This window comes from Nostoc sp. (assembly GCF_036916735.1).
Lineage (GTDB): Bacteria > Cyanobacteriota > Cyanobacteriia > Cyanobacteriales > Nostocaceae > Nostoc.
This window is the reverse complement of record NZ_JBALFV010000036.1, coordinates 1-24,414: the sequence shown is the minus strand read 5'-3', so window position 1 is coordinate 24,414 and position 24,414 is coordinate 1. Positions and strand designations below refer to the sequence as shown.

The 24,414-nt window shown below is 41.5% G+C and carries 21 protein-coding genes and 3 pseudogenes; 8 read left to right on the top strand and 16 right to left on the bottom strand.

Going from position 1 to position 24,414, the window contains the following annotated elements:
- Positions 1–350: 350 nt before the first annotated feature.
- Complete coding sequence (locus tag V7L20_RS08955) at positions 351–953, bottom strand: hypothetical protein (protein ID WP_334743732.1); 603 nt, start codon at positions 951–953, stop codon at positions 351–353.
- A 212-nt stretch (positions 954–1,165) separates the two neighbouring features.
- Between V7L20_RS08955 and V7L20_RS08950 the strand changes: the two genes are divergently transcribed.
- Positions 1,166–2,527 (top strand): lipid-A-disaccharide synthase, encoded by a 1,362-nt coding sequence (locus tag V7L20_RS08950; protein WP_334743731.1) that lies wholly within the window; start codon positions 1,166–1,168, stop codon positions 2,525–2,527.
- A gap of 54 nt (positions 2,528–2,581) precedes the next feature.
- Here V7L20_RS08950 and V7L20_RS08945 read toward each other — a convergent pair whose 3' ends face one another.
- The 4 genes and pseudogenes from V7L20_RS08945 to V7L20_RS32575 form a co-directional block, all read right to left on the bottom strand.
- Positions 2,582–2,968: a hypothetical protein gene (locus V7L20_RS08945; protein WP_334743730.1), complete on the bottom strand. Its 387-nt coding sequence runs from the start codon at positions 2,966–2,968 to the stop codon at positions 2,582–2,584.
- A 336-nt stretch (positions 2,969–3,304) separates the two neighbouring features.
- The gene (mutS, locus tag V7L20_RS08940; protein ID WP_334743729.1) at positions 3,305–6,007 is read right to left on the bottom strand and encodes a DNA mismatch repair protein MutS; all 2,703 of its coding nucleotides are present in this window, start codon (positions 6,005–6,007) and stop codon (positions 3,305–3,307) included.
- 101 nt (positions 6,008–6,108) lie between these two features.
- Positions 6,109–6,738, bottom strand: coding sequence for a DUF4276 family protein (locus V7L20_RS08935; protein WP_334743728.1), 630 nt, complete (start codon positions 6,736–6,738; stop codon positions 6,109–6,111).
- Positions 6,732–7,930: pseudogene (locus tag V7L20_RS32575) on the bottom strand (AAA family ATPase). Before V7L20_RS32575 ends, V7L20_RS08935 begins: the two are co-directional and overlap by 7 nt.
- Before the next feature lie 479 nt (positions 7,931–8,409).
- On the opposite strand from V7L20_RS32575, the gene V7L20_RS08915 reads away from it, so the two are divergent.
- Positions 8,410–9,504 (top strand): 2OG-Fe(II) oxygenase, encoded by a 1,095-nt coding sequence (locus tag V7L20_RS08915; protein WP_334743725.1) that lies wholly within the window; start codon positions 8,410–8,412, stop codon positions 9,502–9,504.
- 216 nt (positions 9,505–9,720) lie between these two features.
- Here the strand turns inward: V7L20_RS08915 and V7L20_RS32570 are convergent.
- Positions 9,721–9,912, bottom strand: a pseudogene (locus V7L20_RS32570) (alkaline phosphatase D family protein); the annotation flags it as partial.
- Here V7L20_RS32570 and V7L20_RS08910 point away from each other — a divergent pair.
- Positions 9,912–10,127: pseudogene (locus V7L20_RS08910) on the top strand (sensor histidine kinase); the annotation flags it as partial. The pseudogenes V7L20_RS32570 and V7L20_RS08910 overlap by 1 nt on opposite strands.
- A gap of 117 nt (positions 10,128–10,244) precedes the next feature.
- On the opposite strand, the gene V7L20_RS08905 reads toward V7L20_RS08910, so the two are convergent.
- From V7L20_RS08905 to V7L20_RS08895, 3 genes are all read right to left on the bottom strand, one after another.
- On the bottom strand, positions 10,245–11,348 hold the full coding sequence (locus V7L20_RS08905) for an AI-2E family transporter (protein WP_334743724.1): 1,104 nt from the start codon (positions 11,346–11,348) through the stop codon (positions 10,245–10,247).
- Positions 11,349–11,829: 481 nt separating this feature from the next.
- Positions 11,830–12,267, bottom strand: a complete 438-nt coding sequence (locus V7L20_RS08900) for an NUDIX hydrolase (RefSeq protein ID WP_334743723.1) — start codon at positions 12,265–12,267, stop codon at positions 11,830–11,832.
- A gap of 16 nt (positions 12,268–12,283) precedes the next feature.
- Positions 12,284–12,754 carry a hypothetical protein gene (locus tag V7L20_RS08895; protein ID WP_334743722.1) on the bottom strand — a complete coding sequence of 157 codons (471 nt, stop codon included), beginning with the start codon at positions 12,752–12,754 and terminating at the stop codon, positions 12,284–12,286.
- A 249-nt stretch (positions 12,755–13,003) separates the two neighbouring features.
- Here V7L20_RS08895 and folD point away from each other — a divergent pair, with 249 nt between their 5' ends.
- From folD to V7L20_RS08880, 3 genes are all read left to right on the top strand, one after another.
- Positions 13,004–13,891 carry a bifunctional methylenetetrahydrofolate dehydrogenase/methenyltetrahydrofolate cyclohydrolase FolD gene (folD, locus tag V7L20_RS08890; RefSeq protein WP_334743721.1) on the top strand — a complete coding sequence of 296 codons (888 nt, stop codon included), beginning with the start codon at positions 13,004–13,006 and terminating at the stop codon, positions 13,889–13,891.
- A gap of 165 nt (positions 13,892–14,056) precedes the next feature.
- Positions 14,057–14,989: a geranylgeranyl diphosphate synthase CrtE gene (gene crtE, locus V7L20_RS08885; RefSeq protein WP_334743720.1), complete on the top strand. Its 933-nt coding sequence runs from the start codon at positions 14,057–14,059 to the stop codon at positions 14,987–14,989.
- Between the two features lie 301 nt (positions 14,990–15,290).
- A complete protein-coding gene (locus V7L20_RS08880) occupies positions 15,291–15,746 on the top strand; it encodes a divergent PAP2 family protein (RefSeq protein ID WP_334743719.1) in 456 nt (151 codons plus the stop codon).
- A 124-nt stretch (positions 15,747–15,870) separates the two neighbouring features.
- Here the strand turns inward: V7L20_RS08880 and V7L20_RS08875 are convergent, their stop codons facing one another.
- The 4 genes from V7L20_RS08875 to V7L20_RS08860 all read right to left on the bottom strand — a co-directional run bounded on the left by V7L20_RS08875 (position 15,871) and on the right by V7L20_RS08860 (position 18,783).
- The gene (locus V7L20_RS08875; protein ID WP_334743718.1) at positions 15,871–16,545 is read right to left on the bottom strand and encodes a hypothetical protein; all 675 of its coding nucleotides are present in this window, start codon (positions 16,543–16,545) and stop codon (positions 15,871–15,873) included.
- 239 nt (positions 16,546–16,784) lie between these two features.
- Entirely contained in the window at positions 16,785–17,114 is a 330-nt protein-coding gene (locus tag V7L20_RS08870; protein ID WP_334743717.1) for an MgPME-cyclase complex family protein, read from the bottom strand.
- A gap of 65 nt (positions 17,115–17,179) precedes the next feature.
- Complete coding sequence (locus V7L20_RS08865) at positions 17,180–17,899, bottom strand: SnoaL-like polyketide cyclase (RefSeq protein WP_334743716.1); 720 nt, start codon at positions 17,897–17,899, stop codon at positions 17,180–17,182.
- A 143-nt stretch (positions 17,900–18,042) separates the two neighbouring features.
- Positions 18,043–18,783: a pyridoxine 5'-phosphate synthase gene (locus tag V7L20_RS08860; RefSeq protein ID WP_334743715.1), complete on the bottom strand. Its 741-nt coding sequence runs from the start codon at positions 18,781–18,783 to the stop codon at positions 18,043–18,045.
- Between the two features lie 489 nt (positions 18,784–19,272).
- On the opposite strand from V7L20_RS08860, the gene V7L20_RS08855 reads away from it, so the two are divergent.
- Both V7L20_RS08855 and rdgB read left to right on the top strand, forming a co-directional pair.
- Complete coding sequence (locus tag V7L20_RS08855) at positions 19,273–20,709, top strand: phosphoglucomutase/phosphomannomutase family protein (RefSeq protein ID WP_334743714.1); 1,437 nt, start codon at positions 19,273–19,275, stop codon at positions 20,707–20,709.
- Positions 20,710–20,791: 82 nt separating this feature from the next.
- Positions 20,792–21,367: an RdgB/HAM1 family non-canonical purine NTP pyrophosphatase gene (gene rdgB / locus V7L20_RS08850; protein ID WP_334743713.1), complete on the top strand. Its 576-nt coding sequence runs from the start codon at positions 20,792–20,794 to the stop codon at positions 21,365–21,367.
- 102 nt (positions 21,368–21,469) lie between these two features.
- On the opposite strand, the gene V7L20_RS08845 is transcribed toward rdgB, so the two are convergent.
- The 3 genes from V7L20_RS08845 to thiD all read right to left on the bottom strand — a co-directional run bounded on the left by V7L20_RS08845 (position 21,470) and on the right by thiD (position 23,787).
- Positions 21,470–21,808: a P-II family nitrogen regulator gene (locus V7L20_RS08845; protein WP_012410794.1), complete on the bottom strand. Its 339-nt coding sequence runs from the start codon at positions 21,806–21,808 to the stop codon at positions 21,470–21,472.
- Between the two features lie 358 nt (positions 21,809–22,166).
- On the bottom strand, positions 22,167–22,775 hold the full coding sequence (locus V7L20_RS08840) for a hypothetical protein (RefSeq protein ID WP_334743712.1): 609 nt from the start codon (positions 22,773–22,775) through the stop codon (positions 22,167–22,169).
- Positions 22,776–22,965: 190 nt separating this feature from the next.
- A complete protein-coding gene (gene thiD / locus V7L20_RS08835; RefSeq protein WP_334743769.1) occupies positions 22,966–23,787 on the bottom strand; it encodes a bifunctional hydroxymethylpyrimidine kinase/phosphomethylpyrimidine kinase in 822 nt (273 codons plus the stop codon).
- Positions 23,788–24,414: the final 627 nt, after the last annotated feature.

Genomic DNA, 24,414 nt, shown 5'->3' with positions numbered 1-24,414 from the left:
AATACAGTTTAGTTGAAAACCGCTATATCAACACTAATACCAAACAACAGAAAATTGATATCTGCTTACGAACAAGCAACTTTTATAATTCACAATAAGGATGCTATAGATGCATTTGTAGGTGTGGAGTTCTCTGCCTTTTATGTCACTCAGCTTGATTATCCTTCGTTTAAGCCTGTAATTATTGAACTTGCTCGACAGTCCAACCTGTGACACAGACAATTAATGCGATCGCAACATATTTATTCAGTATATTTGTTACAATATCCTAAACTTTTTGCTCAAAACCTGCCCAAGCAACTGGCTTAACTTTCTGCTGAATCCCCTACTAATTGATTCTAAATTCTTCTTTAACCTTCGCGCACCATCCAAACCAACATTCCCAATAGTATTTCTACTGGTGGAACCGGATAATCATTCAAATCAATAATCAATGTTTGCCCTTCTAATTTCAAAAATCGCCAAGCCGTACCGCTACTGACGCTGCCATAAATTGTCTTAATCGGTATATTATTGATTTCATTAAATTTTTGTGCGGCAATCATTTCTGCTGCACATTGTCCTAATCCAGGTTTTAAATCACCTTTTTTCGCTTCAATAATCACTATTGCAGGAGCTTCAATAAATATTTGTTCGGGTGAGCGGCTAATTAAAAAATCACATACTCCACTTAAGCCTAGCTCCGATGCGACGGTAAAATCTTCACCCGAAAAAAAGCTGACTTTGCGTTCGAGAATTTTTCTAAGTTCTACAAGAATAGGACTAATAATTAACTCTGAGCGAGCTTTTTCTGAACCAGTTGCTGTTGCTAGTGGTAGTCCTTCACTTAGTGCTTCTTTTAGGTAAAAACTAGGTTCTATGGACTGTGTTTCGGGTAAAAACCGTCCATTTTCAACTGTAGTTAAGTTAAAGTCGCGTTTAACTTTTGACAACGAGAAGTCACTATAAGACATTATAAAGATGATTAAATATTAATCTATAAGTATAAATTGAGAATTTAGTATTTTAAGAATTATTCGACTGAAAATGATTTTGCCAAAAACTTGCAGATGTTATCGAATATAGCCTGCAATTACATCAGCGATGTTGCACCTCTAAAAATTAGGAACGAATTAAGTAATATTTCCCTCTTGACTAATGACCCCTAAATCTTGAATATTAACTAATGACTCAAGTAGATATTCTCATCCTATCAAATGGCCCAGGTGAGGTAACAACCTGGGTACGCCCAGTAGTAAAGGCGTTACGGCAAAAATTCGGCGATGACCGAAATCAAGTTAGAATCAGTGTAGTTCTATCGCCTTGCTCAAATGCTACTGGTAAAGAAGCTGCGATCGCTCTTTCTTACCCAGAAGTAGATAGAGTACAGAAAGCAGAGTATTTTTGGCAATTTTTGCTTTGGGGTAAAACCTTTGAGAATTGGGATTGGAGAAGTCACGGTGTAGTTGTTTTTCTCGGTGGCGATCAAATTTTCCCTGTAGTTATAGGCAAAAAGCTAGGATATCGCACAGTAGTTTACGCTGAATGGTCAGCCCGTTGGCATAAGTGGATTGATCGTTTTGGGGTGATGAAACCTGAAGTTGCTGCCGATGTCCCCCAGAAATATGTTTACAAATTCACCGTTGTCGGTGATTTGATGTTAGAAGCTAGTAGTCATTCGTCATTAGTCACTTGTACTGAGCGTAGCGATGCACTGAGCTTGCCGAAGTGTCGAAGTATTGGTCATTTATCTTTAACAAACGACAAAGAACAAATGACTAATGACAACAAGGTAGGACAAAAGACTGAATTAATTGGTTTACTCCCTGGTTCAAAAGCAGCAAAATTAGCTCAAGGAGTACCATTATCTTTAGCGATCGCCCAATACATCCATGCTAAAAGACCTCAAACTAAATTTGTAATTTCTGTAGCCCCAACTTTAGATTTACAAACTTTAGCTAGTTTTGATGATCCCAAAAAGAACCCTATTGCTGAAATCTTTGGCTTTGGCGGTGCTTCGTTAATTGTCCCAGAGGACGCTAGCAGTAAGCCATTGCTCAAAACAACAACGGGCTTAACTGTGGAACTGTGGCAAGAAAACCCTGCATATCACTTATTGTCCCAGTGCTGCATCTGCTTGACTACAGTGGGGGCAAATACTGCCGAACTCGGTGCTTTAGGAGTGCCAATGATTGTTTTGCTGCCAACACAGCAACTTGACGCCATGCGTTCTTGGGATGGTTTACCTGGGTTGTTGGCAAATCTGCCAGGAGTAGGTACGCTATGCGCTAAGGTGATTAATTGGTTATTTCTGAGATTTGTAAGACGCAAAGGTTTATTAGCATGGCCAAATATCTGGGCACAGGAAGAGATAGTGCCAGAACTTATTGGTAAACTTCAACCGCAAGAAGTTGGGGAAATGGTTTTAGACTTTTTGGCACATCCAGAAAAATTGGACGATATTCGCGCTAAACTCCGTAAGATTCGTGGCGAAAGTGGTGCAGCCCAAAAGATAGCACAGATTGTTAGTGAGGAAATTGAAAAGTAAAGGGAATGGGAAACAATTCAAAATTCAAAATTATTCCTTCACTTTTTCTTCTACCTAATCCGAAGATTCTCCATCCCTGCGTCCAAGTTCATAAATGCCAGCGCCCATACAAGCTAATATACCTGTACTAATTCCCCAACTCTCACCTAAACTAATTTCCAGAACCCAGTTACATAAAGCACCAACTACCAAAAAAGGCACAATGCTAAATAATGAAGCGTAGAAAGAGTTTTGAGATTCTCTAGCTTTACGAGTCTTTTCAAATTCTGATTGGCTGGTATAAAGCGATCGCTCGGCAAAGTTAAACCAGCGATTGAGTTGCTCGATTACCCATTCATTGACTTGGGAAAAACCTAGATATAGCGCCAATGACCACAAACTCGCTCCGGCGATCACGATCGTGTCTAACTCAAAGGAAAAAGGCAAAATTTCAGTCAGCATTGCTTATGGGAGTCCTGCAAAGGGTTGACTTTAGCTGTCAGTAGATGCTAAATAAACCTCTTGTGCAATTTTAAGCATAAAAGTTAACAATATTTCAACTATTTGGCACATATCCTGCTCCTTTAAGCTAGGAATCGGATTTGATTAATGACTTATCGGCTTGCAATTTTAATGCATCGGCTTGTAATTTTAATGCATCGGCTTGTAATTTTAATGCATCGGCTTACAATCTTAATGCATCGGCTTGCAATTTTAATGCATCGGCTTGCAATTTTAATGCGTCAGCTTGCAATCTTAATGCATGGGCTTGCAATGTTAAGGAAATGCAGTGAGACATCAATCCAGATTTTGCAGTCCCATTGCAATCTTACTATGCTTCTCAATTTGCCCCATCACTTGTTTTGCTCGTTGAATAACTACAGCTGGTAAACCTGCCAATCTTCCCGCCTCAATACCGTAAGACTTATCAGCGCCTCCCGGTTGGACTTGATGCAAAAAGATAATTTGGTCGGGTAATTCTTTTACTGTCACTTGATAATTAGCCACATTTGGCAAAATACTTGCCAGTTCATTCAATTCATGGTAGTGAGTAGCAAAAATCGTTCGCGCCCGAATATCCACTGCGATATATTCCGCCACCGCCCAAGCTATGGAAAGACCATCAAATGTTGCTGTTCCTCGACCAATTTCATCTAACAGTACTAGCGACCTAGATGTGGCATGGTTGAGAATATTCGCCGTTTCATTCATTTCAACCATGAACGTAGATTGACCAGTTGCAAGATCATCAACTGCACCTACACGGGTGAAAATGCGATCGCATATTCCCAATCTGGCAAACTTAGCTGGTACAAAACTACCAATTTGCGCCATTAACTGAATCAATCCCACCTGACGCAAATAACAACTTTTACCACTCGCATTTGGCCCGGTGAGGATGATCAAATCGGGATTGTCATTTGTCATTTGCCCTTTGTCACTTGTACTGAGCTTGTCCTGAGCGTAGTCGTTGGCGCAGCCTCTCGTAGAGAAGGGCGTAGCTGTTGGTGCAGCCTCTGGTAGAGAAGTATTGGTCATTTGTTCTTGGTCATCTGCTAATGACTCTTGACCCAATTGCGTCGAATTCGGCACAAAGAAACCCGCAGGTAAAGACTGTTCCACCACTGGATGACGCCCATCAACAATGTTTATCTCCCTTCCTGACAACATTTCTGGACGACAGTAACCTTGATGCACCGCCAATTCAGCCAAACCACATAATACATCCGCCGCCGCTACTGCACGAGACAGATTGCGAATTACTTCCGCCTCTTGTGCTACCTCTTCCCGCAACGTCGTAAAAATCTCATATTCCAACTGATTTAAATCATCCCGCGCTGTGAGAATCCGAGCTTCTCGTTCCTTCAAATCTGGGGTGATGTAACGTTCCTCATTGGTCAGGGTTTGCTTACGGATATAATTAGCGGGTACTTGATCAGCTTTGGTGCGGGAAATGCTGATATAATAACCAAAGGTTTTGTTAAATCCTACCTTCAGTGTGGAAATACCTGTTTTAGCTCTCTCATCAACTTCTAAATTAGCAATCCATTGCTGATCCGCTTCTACAGTTGCCTTTCTCTGATCCAATAAGGGATTTATACTAGGGCGAATCAATCCGCCTTCTTTAATTAGTATGGGTGGCGACTCCACAAGATGCGCGTGTAACTTGTGTGCTAATTCTTCCAACTCATTTGGGACTTTTTGCAAAGCTTTGAGAAATGGAGAACGTGCCTCAATTACTAAGTTAGATAACTCTGGTAAGCGTGAGAGAGAATCTGCCAAAGCTACTAAATCTCTAGCATTAGCTGTACCAGAACCTGCCCTTCCTGTCAAACGTTCCAAATCATAAATTTGGCGTAACAATTGCCGCAAATCTTGCCGCAAGGGCGTATTTTCCATCAATTCTTGGATAGTATCTTGCCGCGCTCGAATGCCTTTAATATCGAGTAAGGGTTGCAACAACCACCGCCGCAAAGCCCGCCCACCCATCGCTGTACTAGTTTTATCTAATGCCCAAAGTAGGGAACCGTGAAAAGTACCATCCCGAACCGTTTGGGTAATTTCTAAGTTACGGCGGGTTTGATTGTCAACAATTAGGTAGTCGGTGACAGTGTAGCTGCGGAGTCTTTGAAGGGTGACAGGGTTTTCTTTTTGAGTATCTTCCAAATATTCTAGAAGACCGCCAGCCGCACGAACGGCAAGAGGAAGATGATCGCAACCAAGTCCTTCGAGCGATCGCACCTTAAATTTCTGCAATAATCTCGGTCTAGCTTCGTTTTGGGAAAAGGGAACTTGCGATCGCAAACTATAGCAAAATGATCGTGGCAAGCACTCTGGAAGATGCGGCGAAGTTTCTCCTGGACGCAGTAAACTACCCAAATCAGGCGCATTTGTCGGAACTAGCACCTCTGAAGGTTGCAAACGCATTAACTCTTGTGTCAGATGTTCTAAATCACTACCTTGAGTCGTGAGAAATTCGCCTGTAGAGATGTCTGCATAAGCTAAACCCCAATGATTTGCGGCAATTACTACTGCTGCTAAGTAATTATTGCGACTTGATTTGAGCATTCCCTCTTCTAGCAAAGTGCCTGGGGTGAGAATGCGCGTTACTTCTCGTCGCACCAATCTACCAGCAGCTTCAGAAGCATCTTCCACTTGGTCGCAAATTACCACTGCATAGCCTTTTTCTACCAGCAGCGTTGCGTAGCGTTCCCAAGCGTGGTGCGGAACACCAGACATCGCAACTCGTCCCTGTTCCCCAGCTTGCTTACTTGTGAGAACTAATTCCAATTCTTGCGCTAGTTTTACAGCATCTTGGAAATAGCATTCAAAGAAATCTCCTACCCGATACAGCAATACCGCGTGAGGATATTTATCCTTCGTCTCGACATAGTGCAGGTACATTTGACTTAGCTTACTGCGATCCACCTGTTGATGGTCAGAAATAAAAGTACTTGCATCAGGCTTGGTAGATGGAGTTTCAGAGTGAGAGGCAGTCATAGATGCTATCGAGTTACGCACGGAAATTCCCCAAGATCCGATGATAACGTGATGTGAAAGTTGAATAGCGATCGCTCAAGGATATTTTACCCTTCGTTATATTAGCTTGCTGATGTACCCATTATTGCGGCTAGTGTGGTGAACAGGCGATCGCAGTATGGTGAAGCCTGACGTACTTTGTTCAGATCCAACAATTCTAGAAGCTTCGAGGCATGTTTTATTTTGTGGTACTCACCCTTTGTAGTGCTACGAGTTGCAGCTTTTAAACTTGGTTCTAAACTATGCTTGTCGATAGTCTCCACATTAGTATTCTTGGAAATAGCATTTTCTTTAAATCCCTGTCCGTAAAATGTTTTCAGCGTTGCTATATGACTAATAAACCAAGCTTCCATTGCTTGTACCATTAAATGGCAATGGCTATCATCAATATCTGGTGGTTCATCCCAATTATCCCTAAGCTTCAGATGTTTCCAAGAAGACTGTAAGGTAACACATTCTTCTGCATCAACAAGCAAGACATTAAAGGCTTCTGGATGATATTTTAACGCATTCCTAAAATCACGAAAAGCGTTATTACGAGAACCACATATAGTAATATCCCATTTAATTTTTTTATTTTTAGCTATTTCTACAAGTTGTTTGAAAAATTGGCTAAATCCTTGCCTAATTAAAGCTTTTGTATTTTTTCCATCTCCACCACCTTCTATATAAATTCTTACCTCTGTTACCATCGATTTCCCCCAATTTCACCCATCCGCCAGAGGTCGCCAAGAGTATAATTTTCTAACCAATTTTTTAGTTTATCAGGTTCAAGGCGGCGGAGGTGAGAGCCTTTTTCATCACGTTCACACACCAAGACTGATTCAGGATATTCACTCAAAGCAGAAACTAAAGCATCAGAATGGGTAGTAACTATGATTTGAGTTCGCCCTGATGCTTCTATTAACATTTCTGCAATAGTCAGTAAAATATCTGGATGCAAACCTATTTCTGGTTCTTCAATACATATCAGTGGTGGTGGAGTTGGATCAAGCAGTAAAACCATCAAAAATAAATAACGAAGTGTACCATCAGATAAACGATTAGCATAAATTGGTTGAATAAGTCCCTCTTCACGAATAAATATTTGTACTGTACCGCCATATATTCTTACATCCAGTTCCTCTGCTGGCTCATAAATTTTTTTCAGATTTTCAATAATTTTTCTTCTACCTATTTTTGATTGCAAATCATTTAAAAATAACCCAAAATTACTCCCATGTTCTAGTAAATGATGTTGGGGCAAATCAGTTTTCTGAGCATTTTTTGGTTCTGAATATTTCCCCATCTGCCAGTCACGATATAAAGTTATATTAGAAAAATTAGTGCTGAGATAAGAAAGTTCTGGATACAAATCTGGATCTATTCGCTGAGATAAAATAGACTTATCTGGTATTAAATTTTCGGATAAATATAGTTACCATTTTGTTGTAAATAGTTAATTTTTTGTACCATTAATTCTGGATATCCACTGTAATAACGATAATAAGAAATGAGAGCATTATCAACAGAATTTAGGTACTGATTTTCTATTATTTCGTCTATTAAATCTAGCCTACCTCTACTATTAGACGTGAACATCAACTGATAATGTAAGGGTTGAAGTCCTTCTGGATAATTAACAATAGCTTTTATTTTCGCTACTGGATTTTCCTGTCCACTCTTCCACAGAAACTCGGTAATGCCTCCCCCTTGCCGAAATGGTGCGGGTAAGTCTGTGCGTGTTGCTCTTAAAATTTCAATTGCTTCAATTAAATTTGATTTGCCCGAACTATTAGCCCCAATTAAGACATTGAGCGGTTGCAGTTCAATTTTTTCACCTTCATTTCCATAAGAAAGGAAATTTTCTAATTGAATAGAATAGATAAATCTTTTACCGTCCATTAGGTTTTCCTATTTAGCTAATCATCTATATTTTATTAATGTTATAGATGCTAGTAATTATGCAGACAAATCCCATAATATCCAATAATAACGTGATGTTAGAGGTGAATGGCGATCGCTCAAGCATTCTTACCCTTTTGGTGCGATCGCTACAGTGCATAAATTATCCAAAAAAATTTAAACACTATAAACAGAGTTAGCATAAATTGCTATCTGCGATCAGTTACGCAAATTGAGACGGCTTAAAAGGTGAGTCACATGAGTTTTCACCGTCCCTTCAGCTTGATACCCACTGTTCATCCAGTTGGTTGCATCCATTGCTGGGGTAGCCTAATTGTTCGTTGATGCAGTTGGCTTTAGGTTGAAAGTCGTAGACATAAACGATACATAGGTAGATAATATTCTAGTAACACCGTTTTCCCTCAAGAACGCTGCATCCGAAAACTACCTAGACTAGGAACTGGAACAAGCCTATATCCATGCGCCAGACACTTCTGACGATTGGTGAGCCAGCCCCGTGGTTCACAGCCCGTTCTACAAGCAATGCTAATTATCACTTCGACACAGTTGCGGGTCGTTACATTGTGCTGTGCTTCTTCGGTTCAGGAGAAGTGAAGACAAGTCAGCGCATTATTGAAGATATCTGGAGCCAACAGGCATTCTTTGATGACCAGAACTACTGTTTTTTTGGTGTAAGCATCGATCCAGAGGATGAATTGCAGCACCGAGTTCAGCAGCATATTCCGGGCATCCGGTTCTTCTGGGATTTTAATCAAGCTATTAGCCAGCAGTACGGTGCTATTACTGCCACAGGAGATTACAGACAATTTACGCTAATACTCGATTACAGTTTGCGAGTGCTGGCGGTGCTGCCATTTAACGAGTCACCCGAAACTCATGTGCCTCAGTTGATGGCATTTCTCGCCCAATTGCCACCCATCCCATCACAAGCATCGGCACCAATTCAAGCACCTGTTTTGGTTGTACCCAGGATATTTGAACCACAACTATGTCGGGCGCTGATTCAGTTCTATAACTTGCATGGTGGTGAAGACTCCGGCTTTATGCGGGATATCGATGGTCGTACAGTCCTACTGTACGATTACGGTCGTAAACGGCGGCACGATCAAGAAATTACTGATGAGGAACTGCGGAATGCGGCGATGCATCGAATTCACGACCGCCTCGCTCCCGAAATTTTTAAAGCATTTCAGTTTCAAGCAACCCGAATGGAGCGCCACATTGTTGCTTGCTATGACAGCCAAATTGGTGGACATTTTAGACCCCACCGAGACAATACCACCAAAGGAACTGCTCATCGCTGCTTTGCAGTGTCCTTGAACTTGAATACAGGTGAATACGAAGGTGGATGTTTGCGATTTCCAGAATTTGGTCAGCAAACCTACCAACCGCCTGCGGGTGGAGCTGTCGTCTTTTCCTGTTCCTTGTTACACGAAGCAACACCTGTAACTCAAGGACGGCGCTATGCTTATTTACCCTTCCTCTACGATGAGGCAGCGGCTAAAATCCGACAGGCAAATCAGCATTTTCTTGGGTCTGCTTCATCTGAATAACTGACCTGAATACACAATCAAAACTACACTAAAATGTTTTATTTTTTCAGAGTAATAAAAGAGCAATATATTCTTTCAGGAAAAACAGTAAAGCGATTAGACAGAGTAAAAAATTGCGAAATTACTCTATCTAACTGGCTATATTTCGCTAAGTTTTTGAGAATTTATTTTTCTGGTGGTAAATCTACACTGTAAACAATTTTTCCTACCAAGTTACGCAGTGTTACCACCCCATACAAAGAATACATCTCGATCAGATTTGGGGGGAGTTCGGAAAGTGCCTTTGACAGGAGCGCTGTAAGTGCCTTTATAATCTAAATCTTGAAAGATTACCCGATAAAATAATTGTTGGTCTGATGGTAGGTTCTTTAAATAGAGTCGTGCTGTAAAATCGCTATTTTTTAAAGCTCTCCGATAATGGCCCGGGAATTCCAGAGAGTTCACAAAAGCGATTGTTTGACCCATTTTTCACCATTAAACCTGTTGGCAAAGGAACTGGATTAGGTCTATCTATCAGCTATCAAATTGTTGTAGAAAAACACGGTGGTCAACTGCAATGTATATCTACTTTTTGCCAAGAAACTGAGTTTATTATTAAAATTACTGCTCAACTTAATTTTTAACAGATTTAGGAAAGTTTACGAAAAAAAAATGATGGCACAAAACAAGCAATAAGCAAAGAATAAACATTTTTCTAAATAGCCAAAATTATCAATTATCTTTAACTTAGATATTGAATTTTAACTATAAGTTCCTGCTGTTTCACTTGTAATCTTTATCGGTTCTGACACGATATCATCTATCTTATGAAACTCTCCAGCCCGCCAGCTATCTGTTATATCCTTGATAAAACTGGCAATAGGAATCGCAATTAACAAACCTAGAACTCCTCCCAATTTTGCCCCCAACAGTAAAGAAATTACCACCCACACGGGATTTAGCCCAGTCAAATTGCCGAGAATTCTCGGTGCTATAAAATTAGAATTAACTTGGTCGATCGCAACAGCTACACCTAAGACTTCAACTCCTAACCAAAAGTTTTGCAGCGCCACCAACAAACTTACTACAGCGATACCTACTCCTGTACCAAAAGGGAAAAGAGAAAATAAACCAATACCGATACCAAAAAGTAGAGCTAAGGGAACTTGTAACGCCAAAAATGCCAGTGTAATTGTTACTCCTAACACTGCTCCTAATGTTGCTTGACCGATGAAGTAATTGTGGAAATCCTCTCGCAGTAATTCCCGGACTCTTAACCCAATATTAGGGGGAAACCATTGAAAAATTCCGTCCCAAAGACGTTCACCGTTCAATATTAAGTAGATAGTCAGCACTACCGCCAGCAGCACGTTCAGCACAATGCCAATGGTATCGACAGCAAAACCAAGAATCCTACCAGTGAAGGATTGAAGCTGGTTAGATAATCGTTCAAGAACTTGGGTAAATAAACCACTTAAATTAATCGGAAGTTGTTGTTGACTTAACGCCCAATCTTGGAAAGTTTGCAACTGTTGAGTACCAGAATCAATCCAACTGGGCAATATATTAGCTAGCTCAACGAGCTGTTGGATAATCCGGGGAACTAAGGTAATGCCTAAACCTACTAAAACCACTACAGTCAAAAGCAACACTCCTGCGATCGCTAGGTTGCGTTTTACCCCTTGTTCTTGAAGAAACTGGATTGGATAATTCAAAACAAAAGCTAGCAGGATGGCGGCGGCGATAATGCCGACTAAGGGTTGAAAATATCGTATAACCTGGAGTAATAGCCAGCCGTTAAGAATAATAATGGGAAATGCCAATCCTATAGTTAACCATCGGGGTAGTTTATTTGCTGATTGCATTAGCGATCGCTCCACAAAAGTTCTAATTTTATTTTGGCTTTAATTTTGATTCATGAAAAAGCATATAATCATTTAGCATAGGACTTACACAAAAAATGCTAAAAAGCTTAATTTATCGAACCGCTAAGAGCGCCAAGAATCGTACAGTTTGCGTAAGTCCTATAGGAGATAGTGCTGCCATTGCAATATACCGAAGCAGGGTAAACTAGTACGCCACGGCGTAAATAGCGGAAAGTCTGAGCGGCGGTTCCCGCCGATCAGAACTTTGCAAGACGAGCAACCATTTAAAATCCCTCAAAACCCCATACCATAATACTTTCTTTTGACTTTTGAGACTTCGACTACTTCGACTATGCCCTTCTCTTTCAGAGACGCTAGCGCGAACGACTACCAAGAGGACAACCTCAGGACAAGCTCAGTACAAGTCCGCTTAGTGTTAACTTTTGACTTTCCCAAAGGGGCTGACTTTTGCCTGACGGCACTAAGTTTGTTGGTTTGTCTGAATAAAATCCAACATAATTTTTTGATGCACATTCCCCAAAGGTCGCACTGCACCAGCGTTTTGCGAATAACAGTTACCTTGGTGAATATTTTCTAGGGTCAATAACCCCATATCCCAGCCTTCATTCAAAACCAGTTGATTTAATTCCACCAAGAGTGGTGCATGAAAGACATGACGAACAACTCTTTCGTTGGGATAACAGGCAAATTCAACAAAGGATGGTAAGGTATAGCCGATTTCTTCTAAAATTTCTCGCTTCACTGCTACTTCTGGCGTTTCCCCAGGTTCGATATGACCGCCAAATAGCGCCCAGTAACCAGGGTAGAGAATACCGGGGATGTTGTCGCGCAGTTGCATGAGAAATTTGTTTTTTTGGTAGAGAATTGCGATCGCTACATGTATCGGTTGATTGTTCATGTGTTATTTTTAATTGCTAATCTTCTTCTAAATAAACTTCCCCCAATTCTTTCCCAGCTAAAGGGATACTTCGGTACCGAACTTTACCTTTAATCACCACTTGTGCCCCCTCGTCCAGATTCTTTTGATTGGTGACAACCCAAATTTGACCGGTTGAGTCACTAATTTGATAAGCCCACTGCTTGATCAAAGGAGCTTTCTTTTCCACCTTACCTTGGATGTAAACTGTAGCCTTATTGTCTTGTTCTGGTTTAATTTCTCGAATTGGGGTGACATTGCTACCAATTTTAAAATTAGTCCCATTCAAGCCAGACGAGGTTAAACTACCACAACTACAAAGTCCCACCACCAATAAAAAAATCAACCCCAGGCGGTAAGGAACAATACTGTGCCCGTATAAGAACGAAAGGGACATTCTCGTTTGTTGCATGAAAGCCATCGATTGAGCAAATTTTTGCTTCACTGCTTGCTTTGTCGCCAGTTTCATCAGCTCTGTTCCCATCTATACTATTCTCTGCACTTTCAGAAACACACTTTTAACTGAGCAAAAAATGTTCTGAATTTCATCCTTATATTCTTTATTCTTCAGATAACGCCATTGATCTGAGAAAATAAAGATTATGGATTCACTGTGAGAAAAAGGCTACGACACCAATTAAGAGGCAGGGGGAAGAGGACAAGGGAAAAAACTTGTTGCAAGTGTTTTGACAAAAGGCGAATATAGCTGGGAATTCTCATGGAAACAAAAACTGCCAAACTCCTTGATGGTAAAACTTTAGCAGCAAAAATTCAGCAAGAACTTTCTGTTGCCATTACACAATTACAACCAAAAATGGGGCGATCGCCTGGTTTAGCAGTGCTGATGGTTGGTGATAATCCAGCCTCAGCAGCTTATGTTCGTAATAAAGAAAAAGCTTGCGCTAAAGTTGGTATCGCCTCTTTCGGTAAGCATTTTCCCGCCCAAACTACCTTTGAGGAGTTAGAAGATGTCATAGCTGAACTCAACCACGATGAACGGGTGGATGGCATTCTTGTGCAGCTGCCCTTACCTAACCACTTGGATGCTGTGGCTCTGCTACATCAAATTGATCCCGATAAAGACGCTGATGGACTGCACCCAGTTAATTTGGGTCGACTAGTACGCGGAGAAACTGGTTTACGCAGCTGCACCCCAGCTGGTGTAATGCGGCTTTTAGAAGAATATGACATTCCTGTGCAGGGAAAACAGGCAGTAGTGGTGGGACGCAGTATTTTGGTGGGTAAACCAATGGCACTGATGCTACTAGAAGCTGATGCCACAGTCACGATCGCTCATTCGCGATCGCATGACCTCAAAAGCATCACCCAAAATGCTGATATTTTAATTACAGCAGTAGGTCGTCCCGGACTGATCACTGCTGACATGGTAAAACCGGGCGCTGTTGTGGTAGATGTGGGAATGAATCGCGTCACCGATGCTAGTGGCAAAAGCCGTTTAATTGGCGATGTCCACTTTGAATCAACAGCTGCTGTAGCAGAATTTATCACCCCCGTTCCTGGTGGTGTTGGCCCTATGACTGTCGCCATATTGTTGCAAAATACATTTGCCAGCTATTCCAAGGCGGTAAGAGAAGAAAAAAAGTGAGGAGTGAGGAGTGATCAGTTAAAAGTTAAGAGTTATTAATCCTAATTCCTAACTCCTGTACAGACGCGATTAATCGCGTCTCCTAATTCTTCATTTTTTCAGCGCCACAGCATCTTAAAATTGTGACGTATAAGACAAAAATCCTAAAATGTCAGGAATTTAAGAATGGTAGCAACTGATAACGTTCAAAAGACACCTCCAGAGGAAGCCACATTTAACTTAACAGCGTATCTAAAAGAGCGACAAAAGCTTTGTGATACTGCTTTAGATCGGGCTATCCCCATCATTTATCCAGAAAAGATTTATGAGGCGATGCGCTACTCGTTATTAGCTGGAGGCAAGCGTGTACGTCCCATTCTTTGCCTTGCTACCTGTGAAATGATCGGTGGAACCATCGAAATGGCCATGCCAACAGCTTGTGCTGTAGAAATGATTCATACAATGTCATTAATTCATGACGACCTGCCGGCGATGGATAATGACGATTACCGTCGTGGGAAGTTGACGAATCATAAAGTCTATGGCGAAGATGTGGCAATTTTGGCTGGAGATGGCTTGTTGGCTCTCGCTTTTGAATTTGTTGCTATTGAAACCCCTCAAAACGTTAACAGAGAGCTAGTATTGCAGGTTATTGCCCGTCTTGGTCGGGCACTAGGGGCAGCTGGTTTGGTCGGTGGTCAAGTTGTCGATTTAGAGTCAGAAGGTAAATTAGATATTTCCTTAGAAACGCTAAATTTCATTCATCAACACAAAACAGCCGCTCTTTTGGAAGCTTGCGTAGTTTGTGGTGGGATCATAGCTGGAGCATCACCTGAAGACGTGCAGCGACTGACCCGTTATGCTCAAAATATTGGGTTAGCATTTCAAATCATAGATGATATTTTGGATATCACTTCTACCCAAGAGCAATTAGGCAAAACTGCGGGTAAAGACCAAAAAGCGCAGAAAGTGACCTATCCTAGCCTTTGGGGACTTGAAGAATCTCGCTCGAAAGCCCAAGAGTTAGTTAAAGCAGCTTGTGCAGAATTAGAACCATTTGGAGAGAAAGCCAAATCACTCCAAGCGATCGCTCATTTTATCATCAGCCGCAATAACTAGTACTGCAAGGCAAAAGTCACGCATTCACGCATTCAAAAGTCACACATGTTTTAATTTTGAACTTTCTGGTTGTTTTGAATGGGTGGTTGATTGACCTCATGCTATACTACACCGTTTAGCAAAAATCAAAATTCACTCATATCAAAATCCAAAAAGTTTACCTAATAAGCTTTTGGGTGAATTTGAATAGTTGGTCAGTTTCCACCGTGATGTACTAGGTTAATTTTGGATTTTAGGTTGAATCTAAATGTTTCCTCAACCAACAACTGCTGCTAATATCTACTAACTTAACCAAAATACTATGCAGGACATAGGCAACATTTTAGACAACCGGGTGCTGCTGGTTGCTCTGATAGCTTGTTTAATTGCTCAAGCCCTAAAGCTCGTAGTCGAGATCGTCAAACATCGCAAACTGAATGTGCGTGTTTTGGTGACAACTGGAGGTATGCCCAGTGCCCATTCAGCTTTAGTTACAGCTCTAGCCGCCGGTGTAGGGCAAACACTCGGTTGGGCATCTCCTGATTTTGCCGTTGCGATAGTTTTTGCCATCATCGTCATGTATGATGCAGCCGGAGTTCGCCAAGCGGCTGGTAAGCAAGCTCGTATTCTTAATCAAATGATTGATGAATTATTTCATGAAAAACCAGACTTTAGCCAAGACCGTTTGAAGGAATTACTCGGACATACACCAGTTCAGGTAATAGCTGGGTCGGCTTTGGGCATGACCATCTATTGGTTAGCTAGGTCTGCTTATTAGTCAATAGTCTACAGTCCAGAGTTTATTAACCAATGACTAATACTTCGGCTTCTGTGCGAGACGCACTCACGTTCGCTTAGTACAAGTGACTAATGACTAATGACTAATGACTAATGATTAATAACTACAACCGTACAGTTGAGCGCAGCAGAATTACCTTACGACTATCTACTATGCTGGCAACAAAACCGCCATTGTTCAGCTTCTGTAAAGTATTGTATGCTTCAGTTTGGTTAGTCGTATACACTGCCAACAAGTAAGGGCGTTGTCCATAAGAAACAAAACCTACATTACCTCCCACTACTTGTTGCACACTATTTACTAGTTCTGGACGATTGTAATAATCTACCAGCACTGCATAACCTTCTCCTAATGCTTGAGGATTATAAACTGTCTGCTGAGGTTGTTGTAGCTGTGCCTGTTGCTGTGGCTGCACATCTGGCGTTGTTGGTCGAGTGGTAATGATGGCAGACAAGCCAACAATATTGCTGACATACCTTGCCCATCGATTGGCATCATCAATTTTATTAAAGCCCCCTATCCGCGTCACAGTTTCGTTAAGATATTTGCAGGTAATCGTTTTCAGTTCCGGCGGTAAAGCACTACGCAACTGCTTTTGATTATCTGCTGTGGGACTGACTACTAATAAAAGATACTCACCCGCAGTTGGTGGTTGACAAAGGGGAATGGTTTGTTGGGCAAAGACAGAACTCATGCTACCAATCAACCCTGCATAAGCGAAGCTCATCGTAGACATCGCTAATCCTAAAACACTTGGTAAAATCTGAAATCTATGCACAAAAGTTAGATTATGTAAATCAAGGTGTCTTAGAAGATTTTATAAGAAAAAAGCTGAAAACCCAGTTACTTCAGTATGGAAATAAAAGGAGTGTCAAAAAATATATTTTTTTACTCAAGAAAAAAATTAAGGAGTGGGAGTAAAGAAGGGAATAGGTTACAGGTTACAGGGTAGAGATTATTCCCTATAACCTGTCACCTGTCACCTCTTCCCTAATCCAAATGCCTAATCTCCCATTCTTAAGATACGGTAGCAAGTGATGCCAAAGCATTTGGTATTGTCTCAGAAGGAGCCTGGAATTCACCAGTGATGACATACTCTAAACGCAGTTTTAACCAAGTAATAAATTGGGGATTAGTAGAAATAATTGCTACTGCTGGTTGAGGACACTTTGCCTTTTGCTCTTTAAACTGAGGTGTTTCCAAGAAAGCTGGTTGCTGAACCAACCAAAAATCTATTTGTTTTTCTTGTTCGTGGTAGTGACGGGTGCGTTCTTTGAGAACTTCATGTATTGGTTCTTCTTCAAGAAGAAACCTTTGACTGGCCAAAACGTAATAATATGTTTGCATTTTCATCCTTTGGTTACTATGTGAATAATTTAAGGGCACAGTGCTGCACTCTGTACCCCTAAAAACTAACTCTTGTGCAATTTCTTGAACCAAGAACTGAACGGACAAGCACTTCCCTGCTTTTGAGCATTTATCTGTTTGCCACCAGATGTTAGTTTTTCCAAGAACAGATTATTGTCAAAGTAGTGTTCCAAGGAAATAATCTTCAAGTCATCGGTAACTTTTGCAATGCTCATGCCGATAATTTCTACTGTCTCTCCAGTAGGTGCATAGCCTTTGTATTCTCCTTTAAAATGTCCCCAATGCCGCCATTTGAATGTGACATTTGGTGGCCCTGAGAAAACTTCCAGTACTTCCCAAGGAAATCCTTGGGGAAATGTTGTGTGGAAGAGTTTTCCGGATGATTCAAAGCTTTCTTCGGAAGCCTTGTAATGTTGTGAATCAGCCATAAACAAATTGTAAGTACCTTGGGCTGATACATCTGCTGCTGTGTACTCTACTTTGCCGTTTGTACTCACACGAAACTTGTCATTCACAATAGATAACCACTGTTGCGGGTTAGCTTTAAAGGATACCTCCATCTCAAAGGTTCGCACCAAGTTTTGCACGATCGCTTCTAGTGTACCTTCAAGGTGATTATAAGTACTTTCTTGAGCGAGATTCTCCTTGGAACGAGAATAATCAGGCGGTGTCTGATAGCGCCACTCGACATCAGTGCTTTCTGCTATCACCTTATCCCGATCCTGTACCCAAAGCGGTAGGTCGTTAGATTGTGTTGCGCTCATAGAAGTTTTTGCTGAAGGTTTGCTCTCAATTTCTAGATTTCGCAGTGACAACCCCTCTTTTAAGATACGGGAGTGGGGAGCGGGGGCAGGGGGCAGGGAGTAGAGGAGGCAAGAAAAAATAACTAATTCTCAATGCCCAATGCCTAATGCCCAATTCCCCATTCCCTACTCCCTCTTATCGCTTGTTTCATCTCACGGACTGCCCTTTCTATACCTACTAATGCTGCCCGACTGATGATGGTATGACCAATATTCAGTTCTTCCATACCTAGAAGCGCAGCCACCGGATAGACGTTCCAGTAGGTGAGTCCATGACCAGCGTTGACTCGCAAGCCAGCTTGAATCGCTTGTTCACACCCTTTAGCTAATACGGCTAATTCTCGCTGGCGATTTGTTTCATCCTTAGCCTCAGCATATTGTCCGGTGTGCAATTCAATAAATCTTGCTTGCACCTTGACAGATGCTTCGATTTGTGTTGGTTCGGCGTCAATAAATAAACTAACTGGAATGTTAGCGCTTTGCAATTTATCGACTATCTCAGCTATTCTAGCAATTTGCCCGATAATATCTAATCCGCCTTCTGTTGTGACTTCTTCGCGTTTTTCGGGGACTAAAGTTACATAATCTGGTTTGATATCGAGAGCGATCGCTAGCATTTCATCTGTAGCGGCCATTTCTAAATTAAGATGCGATCGCACTGTTTCTCGCAATATACGCACATCCCTATCTTGGATATGCCGCCGATCTTCCCGTAGATGCACTGTAATTCCATCTGCACCCCCTAATTCTGCCAGCACCGCCGCAGCCACGGGGTCAGGTTCCACTGTCCGCCTTGCTTGCCGGATGGTAGCGATATGGTCAATGTTAACGCCAAGTGTAGGCACCCCAAATTTCTCCCAAATCCACAGTCCTTCAGAATTTGATTTTAGCGGAAATACTGGTTTTGCATAGCGAAGTAGTCAACATAATTCATAATTGATCATTTAAATCAGTGTGAACTGCTAAAATCTTCACGCTCTTTAAGACCACGCTTATTATAAATTCAGTGGGTGCTATTGTAACTATTTTTTAAATATGAATTATGAATTAATAATTATTTGGTCAAAGCAAAGATTAAGTATAGCTGAAGGCACAAGAGTAGAGTTATGCTCTGTGTTTGCAAAGTATCAAATACTTATTAACGAAGTTCTGATTAGAATTTAACACGACTTCAAACAATGTCTGTATTATTATTAGTAGAATTCCGAGACGAGCGCACCTCTACAATGCACAAATTTGCTCACTTTTCTGTTGAATATTCTTACTAGATTCTTTTTTTACTTTCTCCACTGTATAAATGCTAGAATCCTCAAGTAGACAGTTAGGATACTTAGATGCCAGTTGTAGCTAACTCAATCAAGTTTGGTACAGACGGCTGGCGGGGCATTATTGGTGACGAGTTCACCTTTGAACGCCTAGCCTTGGTCGCGCCAGTTGCCGCAAAAGTATTATATGATACATATTTTTCAACGGTGGGTAGCCGGACAATAATTGTCGGTTATGATCGCCGATTCATGGCTGAAGATTTTGCTCGTGCTGTTGCTGATACTGTCACCTCTGTAGGATTTGATGTACTACTGAGCGAAACTTATGCCCCAACCCCAGCTTATAGCTGGGCAGCAAAACAACTCAATGCTTTGGGAGCGCTGGTAATTACAGCAAGCCATAATCCTGGCAGATATTTGGGGTTAAAAGTCAAGGGATGTTTTGGTGGATCGGTACCGCCAGAAGTCACAAAAGAGATCGAAGCGCAGTTGTCGGTTGGAGTACCATTAGCAGCTACTCCAGGGAAGCAAGAGAAATTTGATCCTTGGCCCAGTTATACCCAAGCATTAGAAGGTAAAGTTGATATTGCCAAAATTCGAGAAGCGATCGCATCTGGCAAATTGACGTTATTTGCCGATGTTATGCATGGTGCGGCGGCTGGCGGATTGGCGAGACTACTAGGCAATCAAGTTAAAGAAATCAACTCAGAACGCGATCCCCTCTTTGGTGGCGGTGCACCGGAACCCTTGCCTAAATACCTTTCAAAGTTATTTGAAGTTATTAAAACTCACCGAGAAACAGATGAATCAGGTTTAACGGTGGGGTTAGTATTTGATGGGGATTGCGATCGCATTGCGGCTGTAGACGCAGAAGCCAACTTCCTAAGTTCCCAAGTCTTAATCCCGATATTAATTGACCACTTAACCCTGCGGCGCGGCTTTAGTGGTGAAATAGTCAAAACTGTTAGTGGTTCAGACTTAATGCCCCTTGTAGCAGCACTACATAATCTGTCAGTGTTTGAGACAGCAGTTGGTTATAAATACATTGCTGATAGAATGTTAGTCGCAAAAGTGTTGCTGGGCGGCGAAGAGTCAGGAGGAATTGGCTATGGCAGCCATATTCCCGAACGCGATGCACTGCTCTCAGCATTATACGTTCTAGAGGCGATTGTAGAATCTGGTTTGGATTTAGGTGAGTATTACCGCTACTTGCAAAAACAAACAGGGTTTATTTCAGCTTACGATCGCATTGATTTACCCTTAGCAAGTATGGAAGTGCGATCGCGTCTTTTACAACAACTGCAAACCCAACCCTTAACAGAAATTGCCGGGTTAGCAGTAATTGATTGTCAGACAATCGACGGCTACAAATATCGCCTAGCTGATAAAAGCTGGTTAATGATTCGGTTTAGCGGTACTGAGCCAGTTTTACGCCTGTACTGCGAAGCTCCAACAATTGAGCAAGTCCATCAAACTCTTGCTTGGGCAAAACAGTGGGCGGAGTAAAATTAGTGAGGAGTTGAGAGTTAGGAGTTAAGAATTAATAACTCATAACTTATCACTCCTAACTCCTAACTGATAACTTTTTATGACATTACTTGTAGTAGCCACAGGAAATTCTGGTAAGCTGCGGGAAATGCAAGCTTACCTGGAAAATTCTGGTTGGGAATTAACCCTCAAACCTGAAGAATTGGAAATTGAAGAGACGGGCGAAACCTTTGCTGCCAACGCTTGCCTAAAAGCATCACAAATTGCTAAAGCTACAGGAAACTGGGCAATTGCTGATGATTCGGGCTTGCAAGTAGATGCCCTAAATGGCGCACCAGGGGTGTATTCTGCACGTTACGCCAAAACCGACTTAGAACGCATTGCTAGGCTTTTGAGGGAATTAGGCAACGAAGTAAATCGACAAGCTCAATTTGTTTGTGCAGTAGCGATCGCTCGTCCTGATGGTGCGATCGTATTAGAATCTGAAGGTATTTGTCGCGGCGAAATTCTCCATACACCGCGTGGTGATAGTGGTTTCGGCTATGATCCAATTTTTTATGTGCAAGAATTGCAATTGACTTTTGCTGAGATGACAGGGGAGTTGAAAGGTTCAATTAGCCATCGAGGCAAGGCTTTTACAGCTTTACTTCCACAGCTAGAGAGAGTTAGGAGTTAGGAATTGAGAGTTTGGATTTATGAATTTTACTAAATCTTGACTCATTTAGTTCTGACTCACAGATCGTAACTCTTAACTCTTAACTCTTAACTCTTAACTTTTTTAAACTGCTTCTGTGTTCTTTTCGCCGGTGCGAATCCGAATCACTTGCTCAACAGGCGAGATGAAAATTTTACCATCGCCGATTTCACCAGTGCGGGCAGCAGCAATAATTTTGTCCACCACCATATCAACTTGATTGTCATCAACGACGATTTCCACCTTGAGTTTTTGTAGAAACTCAACGGTGTACTCAGAACCGCGATACCGTTCAGTTTGGCCTTTTTGCCGTCCGAACCCCCGGACTTCAGAAACGGTCATGCCGACGATACCAGCGTTAACCAAGGCAATTTTTACCTCATCTAGCTTAAATGGGCGGATAATAGCTTCTACTTTTTTCATCTTTTTGACTCCTGACTTTTACTAGCTTCGTTTATATATCTAAGCAGATCCGTTGTCTGAAGCTGTAACTAGCAGTGCTTTTCCTAAAATATATGTAATAATTACCACTTTTTTAAAGTGTAGATGCTTTGCCTGAAGGTTTGGGACATAAAAAGCGGCAAGAATTTATTAATTGGATAATCTTTGAGGCTCCAACATAAAGAAGTTGCTGTCAAGTTAGCATTTTATGTAGTGTTTATAACCTAAAAATAAATAAATTCCGTCATTTAGCAGATATACTCAGATATTTAGAGAGTGATTGCAGAAAAATTGCTCGATAGCTCGAAATGCTTATTGCTGCTGATTGTGGGAGTGTCAACTAACGTTTCTGATGTTCAAACAAGGGACGCACAACGAAATATCCAGCACTAAAGGCAGTAAGCATGATTAACAATATGGTAATAATTAACCACCAGCCATTGAGTTCCTTAACATCTGGCTCAGTAGTGGAATAATAACTTACTTGTTGCTCTTCTATAAAAACTGGTTCTGGTATCGGGAAATTTATTTCCATTACAGGTGTAGAAAAGTTTTGGCGACTGCTTTTTTCGGGTGTGGCTTTGGGGACAACAGGTGGAGATAGGCGAGAAACTTGCTGAGGTGGACGCGCTTGGGTTACTGGCTGTTTGGCACCACTTTTCGCGTAGCCAGGAGCTTGGGGGACTTGATGATAACTGGGTGTAGCATGGGAATCTACAAACTTTTGCAGGTAAGAAAAAGACTCAACAACTTTGGCAATTTCTTGGCGTAGAAGTTGATTTTCTTGTGCTAATTGCTGATTTTTGGTGGTGAGTGCATCTAGCCTCGCCTGTGTTGCTTGCAACTCTGTTGACAATTCCCTGTATACAGATAATGGTACAGAGGCAGGGTAGGCTTGAGTAGTCGGTGTTGGCGAATTTCTGTGAACAGAACCTATGGTTGTTCGCATCGGGGACTTGGTATTAAAAATCAAGGTAATTAGATCGTACAGAGATGCTAACAAAGATAGTCAGCCCTGAAACTATGCCCAAGAATAATAGAAAAATGGCGAAAGGGCAAAGATTTCTTATTTATATTTTGGATATGGTTAGTAGTCAGTAGTCAATAGTCAGTCAACAGCTTGATAACTAACCACGAGGTTAATTTCGCAACAATGGGAAGAAGTGTCCTACAGGGCCTTGCCCTTCGCCAATATCTAGGGCGTAAGTGAGTGCAGTAGTGACATACTCCTTTGCCTGTTGTACCGCTTGCCACAAGTTTTTTCCCTTAGCCAGATTAGCAGCGATCGCAGCCGATAGTGTACAACCAGTACCGTGGGTATTTTTTGTCTCTACTTGCTGACAAGTCAAAACTTCCAACTTGTCCCCATCAAACCAGATATCAACACCACGTAAATCTCCCTGCATACCTCCGCCTTTGACTAAAACAGCCTTCGTCCGTAAAGTCTTGTGAATAATTTCAGCAGCAGCTTGCATATTTTCTAAGGAATTAATTTGTAAACCGCTTAAAATCTGGGCTTCGTAGCGATTCGGCGTGATTATAGCCGCCTTGGGAATCAGGGTATGGCATAGAGTCTTCACAGCATCATCATCAATCAATTGTGCCCCTGTACGTGACACCATTACTGGATCAACTACTAAATTATCGATTTGTAAAGCTTCCACCTGCTGGGCAACAGCAAAGATAATTTCCTGATTAAGCAACATTCCCGTTTTTGCAGCTTGTATGCCAATATCCTCAACTACTGCCTGAATTTGTGCCACAACAGCCTCTGTTGGCATGGCATCAACCCTTATCACTCCTAAAGTGTTTTGTGCCGTGACGCAGGTTATAGCGCTAGTACCGTGGACACAGTGAAAAGCAAAGGTACGTAAATCAGCTTGAATTCCTGCACCGCCACCGCTATCTGAACCAGCAATGGTTAAAGCAACGGGTATTCTGGAGTTTATTTCAGTGTTCATAGTTATGAAAATTAAGTAAGTTGCCGCAATCAAACCAAAATATCTCAAAGATTGATGAACTAGGCTAAAACCCTCTTGCTTCCAGCCTGCTTCCTGATCGCAACTACAAAAATTTACGACAACCTGACTTGAAAGTGCTGTTAGCGGTAGCGGGGCGTTTGGTAAAGAAGGCATCGCTTGGTTAAAAATTTTTAGAGAAACTTCATCAAATCCTCCCACAAAGCGCTCTCCACTCCCATATCACTCTGAAAATTAACAGGACTCTACCACGATATCTCCATAAATTTTTAGCTAATGTTGTAAAAAAAATAACTTTATTCAGAATATTCACTGATTACGATTTCCTATGTAAAGGTTAGTTTTAATACATGAATTCACAAGGCTCAATTACACCGCGTACAACAAGTTCGACTAAGTTGTTACATTAGTTCCCTTAAGTTAAAGGGTAAACCTACTAAAGTTTTAACCAATTCAACTTTGACCACTCAAAAAACGCAGAGATGACAGGAAATATCTTTGGCTTTGCGCTGCCTTGTCTGCGTGCAAATTGTCCGATCACCCTCAATAAAACACTGACGATTGACGGTATTGACATCTCTACTTTAACCATCAACGGTTAATAGGATA